General features: G+C 37.0%; 5 protein-coding genes. All 5 read left to right on the forward strand.

Annotated elements, in window-relative coordinates:
* Window position 1 precedes the first annotated feature (1 nt).
* Genes QME58_03835 through QME58_03855 form a run of 5 tightly spaced genes read left to right on the forward strand, consistent with a single transcriptional unit; the run spans window position 2 to window position 6,072 of the window.
* Window positions 2–1,117: a glycosyltransferase family 4 protein gene (locus QME58_03835; protein MDI6802963.1), complete on the forward strand. Its 1,116-nt coding sequence runs from the start codon at window positions 2–4 to the stop codon at window positions 1,115–1,117.
* A 17-nt stretch (window positions 1,118–1,134) separates the two neighbouring features.
* Window positions 1,135–2,124 carry a glycosyltransferase family 4 protein gene (locus tag QME58_03840; GenBank protein MDI6802964.1) on the forward strand — a complete coding sequence of 330 codons (990 nt, stop codon included), beginning with the start codon at window positions 1,135–1,137 and terminating at the stop codon, window positions 2,122–2,124.
* Entirely contained in the window at window positions 2,121–3,521 is a 1,401-nt protein-coding gene (locus QME58_03845; protein ID MDI6802965.1) for a flippase, read from the forward strand. The genes QME58_03840 and QME58_03845 overlap by 4 nt, the downstream gene beginning before the upstream one ends.
* Window positions 3,512–5,050, forward strand: a complete 1,539-nt coding sequence (locus QME58_03850; protein ID MDI6802966.1) for a polysaccharide deacetylase family protein — start codon at window positions 3,512–3,514, stop codon at window positions 5,048–5,050. The genes QME58_03845 and QME58_03850 overlap by 10 nt, the downstream gene beginning before the upstream one ends.
* Window positions 5,047–6,072: a glycosyltransferase gene (locus QME58_03855; protein MDI6802967.1), complete on the forward strand. Its 1,026-nt coding sequence runs from the start codon at window positions 5,047–5,049 to the stop codon at window positions 6,070–6,072. Before QME58_03850 ends, QME58_03855 begins: the two co-directional genes overlap by 4 nt.
* Window positions 6,073–6,295: the final 223 nt, after the last annotated feature.

Raw genomic sequence — 6,295 nt, forward strand, 5'->3', positions numbered from 1 at the left:
CGTGAAGATATTAATTTTTAACTGGCAGGATATCAGGAATCCACTTTCGGGTGGAGCTGAAGTTCACCTGCATGAAATATTTTCACGCATTGCTCAGTTAGGGCATGAAGTTACTCTCTATTGTTCATCATTTAAGGGGGCAAAGAGAGAGGAAAATATTGGCGGCATTCGGGTTATCAGAGAGGGAGGACGTTATCTTTTTAATTTCCGAGTTGTTTATAAATACGTAACAAAGTTTCGGAAAGGAAATTATGATATCGTCATCGATGATATGAACAAGATTCCTTTTTTTACTCCACTCTATGTTCGTAAACCGTTATTCTTTATTGTTCATCATCTCTTTAATAAGAGTATATTTTTAGAAGCTCCTCTCCCGATGGCACTCTATGTTTATTCCATGGAAAAAATTGGAATTTATATTTGTAAAAAAATGGGAGTTCCAGTAATCGTAGTTTCACCAAGCACAAAAGCTGAGATGATCGAAAAAGGAATTGATTCACAGAAAATTTATTTTGCCTATAATTGTGTTGACCATAAGCTTTATAATCCGGGAGAAAATAACAGAAGCTCAACAAAGTTAATCGGCTATTTCGGCAGGATTAAGAAATACAAATCAATTGAACACTTGCTACAAGCTTTTGCAATTGTAATCAAGGAATATCCTGACCTACGCCTTGTTATTATTGGCGACGGTGATAATCGGATTAATCTGCAAAACTTATCTAAAGAATTGGGTATCAATAATAATGTTGAATTTACCGGTTTTGTGGACGAGGTAACAAAAGTGCATTTGCTACAACAAATGTGGTTTTTAGTTAATACTTCTTCAAAGGAGGGATGGGGTTTAACAGTTATTGAAGCAAACGCCTGCCAGACTCCAGTAATTGCGAGCAATGTACCGGGTTTACGAGATTCCGTCAAGGATGGGGAGACAGGTCTGCTTTATGAATATGGGAATATTCCGGAACTTGCATCAAAAATTAAATTCCTGCTCGACGATAATTCCCTTCGGGATAAGTTATCTGCAAACGCATATCAGTGGGCGAAGACTTTTGATTGGGATGCTACTGCAAGAACAACTATTGAACTACTCAAAAGTAAGTTGGTGAAGAAGTAAAGGTCTGTATGATGGAAATGGGCAAAAAGAAAAGGATCCTGTTTTCATCTACAATTTACACTTCTTTTATAAAAGAAGATTTTAACATTCTCGAAAAACATTTCGTGGTCCATAAAATAATCGGCAGCGGAATTATTCACAGCATCAAATTATTGTTTTCTGTTCCGAAGGCAGATGTTACTTATACGTGGTTCGCATCTATATACTCGGCATTTGGGGTTTTCTTCTCACGATTGTTCGGGAAAAAATCTGTAATTGTAATTGGAGGAGTTGATGTCGCTGATTATAAGGAAATAAATTACGGTATCTGGATAAGTTGGTGGAAATCGAAATTTGTCCGTTACGCTATTCGTAATGCTGATAAAATATTATCTGTTGATCCGTTCTTGATCGCCGAAGCGAAGCGACTTGCTAATTACGCTGGGAAAAATATTGTTTATCTTCCCACAGGTTATGATCATAATTTCTGGAAAGCAGAAGGAGAGAAAGAAAATTATATTCTGAGTGTCGGGGCTTGCGAAAACGAATGGCGTATGATGAAAAAAGGTTTTGACAAGTTGATTGAAGCGGCTATTGAGCTTCCCGAAATCCAATTCAAAATTATAGGAATAAAAGAGGAATTATTCAAACAAATCAAACCGCACCTACCTAAAAATGTTGAAGTAATCCCATTCGTCGAGCGAGAAACACTTCTGAAGTTCTATCAAAAAGCAAAAGTATATACACAAGTTTCTTACACCGAAGGATTGCCTAACTCGTTATGTGAAGCGATGTTATGCGAATGTATTCCGGTCGGAACAAACCGCGGCGGGATTCCGACAGGCATTGGAAATACGGGCTTCATAATTGAATTTGGAGATAAAGATGCTATGAAGGAAGCCTTCAGGAATGCGATTAAACTTCCAACTGAAACAGGAAAAATATCACGTCAGCACGTGATTGAAAATTTTCCGATTCATAAAAGAGAAACTTCTCTTATCGCAACCATTCAGGACTTAACAAAGTGACGAGGGTTTCGAAAAATATTTTCTCGCTCGCAATCAGCGAAGGAGGCAGCCGCCTCATTGGTTTCGTTACAACTGTCTATTTAGTACGTTCGTTGAGTATGCACGATTTCGGATTAATCAGCATAGCAATCGCGGTATTCGGATATGCTCTGCTTTTCGCTGTTCACTGGTTTAATACTTATGGAATAAGGCAGGTGGCTTCGGGAACAAACAACGATTTCATAGGCAATTATATTTCGCTCCGATTTATTTTATCGGTATTAATTTTTATTATTGTCTCCATTCTTTCAGTTATCATTGTTACCGATTATCGATTATCCACTTTAATTATTTATTTTACAATTAGCATTGTTCCGAGCGCATTATTTTTAGATTGGTATTTTCAAGGCAAAGAAGATTTAGTCCCGGTTTCAATCAGCAAACTTATCATATCGGCTGTTTACCTGCTATTACTTTTATTGTTACTAAATCATAATTCAATTATGGTTGTGCCGCTTTCGTTTTTATTCGCAAATGTTGCAGGTCTTATTTTAATTTTCGGTTGGTTTATTTCAAAGTATGGATATATAAAATTATCTATTTCAATTTCGTGTTGGAAAGAAATAATTAAAGAATCGTTTGCCGTCTCTTTTGCATCGACATTGGCTCAATTAAATGTGAATTTGCCGTTGTTAGTAGTGGGAGTAATTCTTACCGCTTCGGATGTGGCAATCTTCAACGTATCGAGTAAATTAGTATTCGTTCTTTTGATTGCCGATAGATTGTTGTATTCGATTTATTTCCCGGCTATCACAAGAATATATTCACAAAATCAAAATAGAATTTCTGAAATTCTTAACTTCGTTTTACGATGGTTAATATTAATGATTTTACCGTTGAGTTTATTCTGTATCGTCGCTGCCGAACCGCTTATTAATTTAGTTTTTGGAATTCAATACACAAATTCAATCATCATATTCCAAGTTCTCATCGGCTATTTCTTGATCACGATGATGAATTCCGTTTTAGGTTACACATTAGTGGCAATCAAACAGGAAAAATATTTTGCACGAACCATTTATTTCGGAGCGGTTGCAAATATAATCCTCGTTCTTCTGTTAACTTATTACTTTGGCTTACTCGGAACCGCAATCGCAATTGTAGCCGCCGAATTGCTAATCCTGATTGCTTTCAAATTATATCTTAAAAAATTTGTAGAAATAGATATAATCATTTATATTTTTAAGGAAATGCCTGCATTGGCTGCTATGGGCTTAACTATTTACTATACAATAACATACAACGTTGCCCTCTCATTTATTGCGGGCTTACTAATTTATTCCGTTTTAATTTATCTGTTCAAATGTATTAACAAATCAGATATTGGAAAAATTAAAGAGTTGCTCTTATGGAAATAAAAATTGGAATAATAGGAAAATCGGTTGGATGGGAGAGTGTGTTAGCTCAAATCGGAATTCCTTTTTCGATTTGTAGTAATGTTGATAAGGTAAAATTAAACAGCTTTCCGCTAATAGTTCTATCTGATGATATTACAACGCATCAGTTACTCGCTGTAAAAAAATATATCGAAACTGGCGGATGTGTGGTATGCTCGGCTGCCGTAATTGAAAATATATCACTTGAAAGATCGAAAAAGGACTATATTAAATATCTCGTTTCCGATTTACTTGGAGTTTTTGCTGATTCCGAGATTATAGATGTTTATACTAATGCCACAATATCGGAAGGGGCGAGTCATTTAAAGACTGATAAAAATATTCCTGCGGTTCTGGCGAGTAAATACGGAGATGGTTTTGTTGTAATTATGCCTTTCGATGTTGATGCTTTATTGGAAAGCACTAAATCGAAAAAGAAAAATTTTTATGCAGAAGGGAAACGCCTGCCGTACGAAAATGTTTCATTAGTTTCAAAAGGTTCGCTTCGACGATTAATAACTAAAGCCATCGAGATGATTTACTCGCATTCTAATTTGCATTTTGCCCACAAGTGGTATTACCCCGATGGCAAAAAATCGGTTTCCATCTTTCGTGTGGATACCGATTACGGAACTGAGCAGCAAGTCGATTCTTTGTATAAACTTTCGCAGAAATATAAAATACCGATAACCTGGTTCGTGGATGTTAAGAGCCAGCAAAAATGGATTGGAAAGTACACTGAAATGCAAAATCAAGAAATTGGAGTGCATTGTTACGAGCATACGGTGTATGAATCTTACGCAGATAACTACTCAAATATCCGCAAAGCATTAGAAATGATGAAAGCAAGCGGAATCAATCCAAAAGGTTTTGCTGCACCGTTTGGAAAGTGGAACTCCTCACTCGGACAAGCCGTTCGAGATTTGGATTTTGAATATTCTTCCGAGTTTGCTTATGATTATGATAACTTACCTTCATTCACAAACTATTCTACTTTGCAAATACCTGTTCATCCAATTTGTATTGGAAGTTTGAGAAGGCAGGGTTATACAACCGGACAAATGATCGCATATTATGAAAATGAGATTGAGAAAAAATTAAAACTAAATGAGCCAATCATTTTCTATCACCATCCGACAAATGAGAATATTGATGTAGTAGAAAAAATTTTTCAGAGAATGCAATTAATCGATATACCTAAACTTACAATGCACCAATTTACCGGGTGGTGGAATAAAAGGGAAAAAGCAAAAGTTATGATTCAGCAGGATGGAACTATACTGAATGTAAACACTGAGCATACGATACCGGAATTAAGATTAAGATTGGCATCTCCTGCTGGAAAAGAAACAATAACCGCTCCAGAGCCTTTGATTGATTTAGATAAAATCAGTTGGCAGGAAAAAGAAATTCCGATTCCTTTGCCAAAGGATATTCATCGTATCAGAAAGTATAATATCTGGATGCTCATAAATAAAATTGAAGATTATTTTTTTACAGGTAGAAAATGAGAGTATTTTTAGCTACATATCAATCCGTAATGATGCTGAAAGGCGGTCCTCGCACTCAGGTACTTGAAACCAAAGCCGCGTTGGAAAAGTTGGGCGTGGAGGTGCATTTGTTCGATATGTGGCAAACACTTAAGAAAGGCGACTGCGATATATTGCACATTTTCGGCAGCGGAATATCTACTTACCATTTTACTCGTGAAGTGTCGAAGTTGGGAATTAAGTTAGTCGTGTCTCCGATCTTTTTCTCACGACACTCATCTCAATTTATAAAGCGGGTGTTGTGGTTCGACAAGACCGTTCTGAAAAAATTACGCGGCGTATGGACTGACTACGGATTCGTTTCCGAGATGTGCAAATGGGCTGATGCAGTTTTGCCGAACACGAAAAAAGAGGCAGAGCTAATTGAGTTAGGGCTTGGTGTCCAAAAAGAAAAAATCCATGTTGTTCCGAACGGCGTCAGCGAAAGGTTTTTAAATGCAGATCCCTCGCTGTTTGTTAAAACTTACGGCATCTCAAACTTTATTTTGAACGTGGGACATATCGGACCGGGAAGAAAGAATGTTTTGCGGCTTGTTCGCGCTTTAAACCGTCTTGATAAACCGGCTGTGATTATCGGCAGGATGGAGGCAGGAAAAGAGTTGGATGCGATTCGCAAAGAAGCAAGTAAACATATTTTATTATTGGATAACATCCCGAACGATTCTGATATGCTCGCTTCTGCGTATGCGGCTTGCGATGTATTTGTATTACCTTCTTTGTTCGAGACACCCGGTATTGCTGCGTTAGAAGCCGGACTTGCCGGCGCAAAAATAGTAATTACGAAATACGGTGGAACAGAAGAATACTTTGAGGATTTTGCTGAGTATGTTGAACCGACTTCGGCAGATTCAATTGGTGAAGGGATTAGAAAAGCCATTGAAAAACCAAGGGATGGGGGACTGACTAACCAAATTAGGGATAATTATTTATGGGCGAAGGTGGGGGAAATGACACTGAGTGCGTACAAGCTTCTATCTAACTGAAGATGAAATATTTTAAATTAGTTGTTAAACAAAGTGTTAAGTATATCTCACGGTAGAAGGAATCGGCTTTTTTGTGTTCGTTGAAAGAGTAGGTTCGCTGGGTTTATATTATATCAACAAGTTGCGGAAAAGTGTGAGAGGAGGACGTAAAATATTTTTTCGTAAAAATTTTACAAAAAACACTTGACTTTCAATATTAGGGGATGTATATTAAACCCACAAA

The organism is Bacteroidota bacterium (assembly GCA_030017895.1).
GTDB lineage: Bacteria > Bacteroidota > Ignavibacteria > UBA10030 > BY39 > JASEGV01.

What these genes read in the sequence shown, in the direction of transcription:
- QME58_03855 (MDI6802967.1), top strand. Translation starts at nt 5,047, where the DNA reads ATGAGAGTATTTTTAGCTACATATCAATCCGTAATGATGCTGAAAGGC.
- QME58_03850 (MDI6802966.1), top strand. Translation starts at nt 3,512, where the DNA reads ATGGAAATAAAAATTGGAATAATAGGAAAATCGGTTGGATGGGAGAGT.
- QME58_03840 (MDI6802964.1), top strand. Translation starts at nt 1,135, where the DNA reads ATGGGCAAAAAGAAAAGGATCCTGTTTTCATCTACAATTTACACTTCT.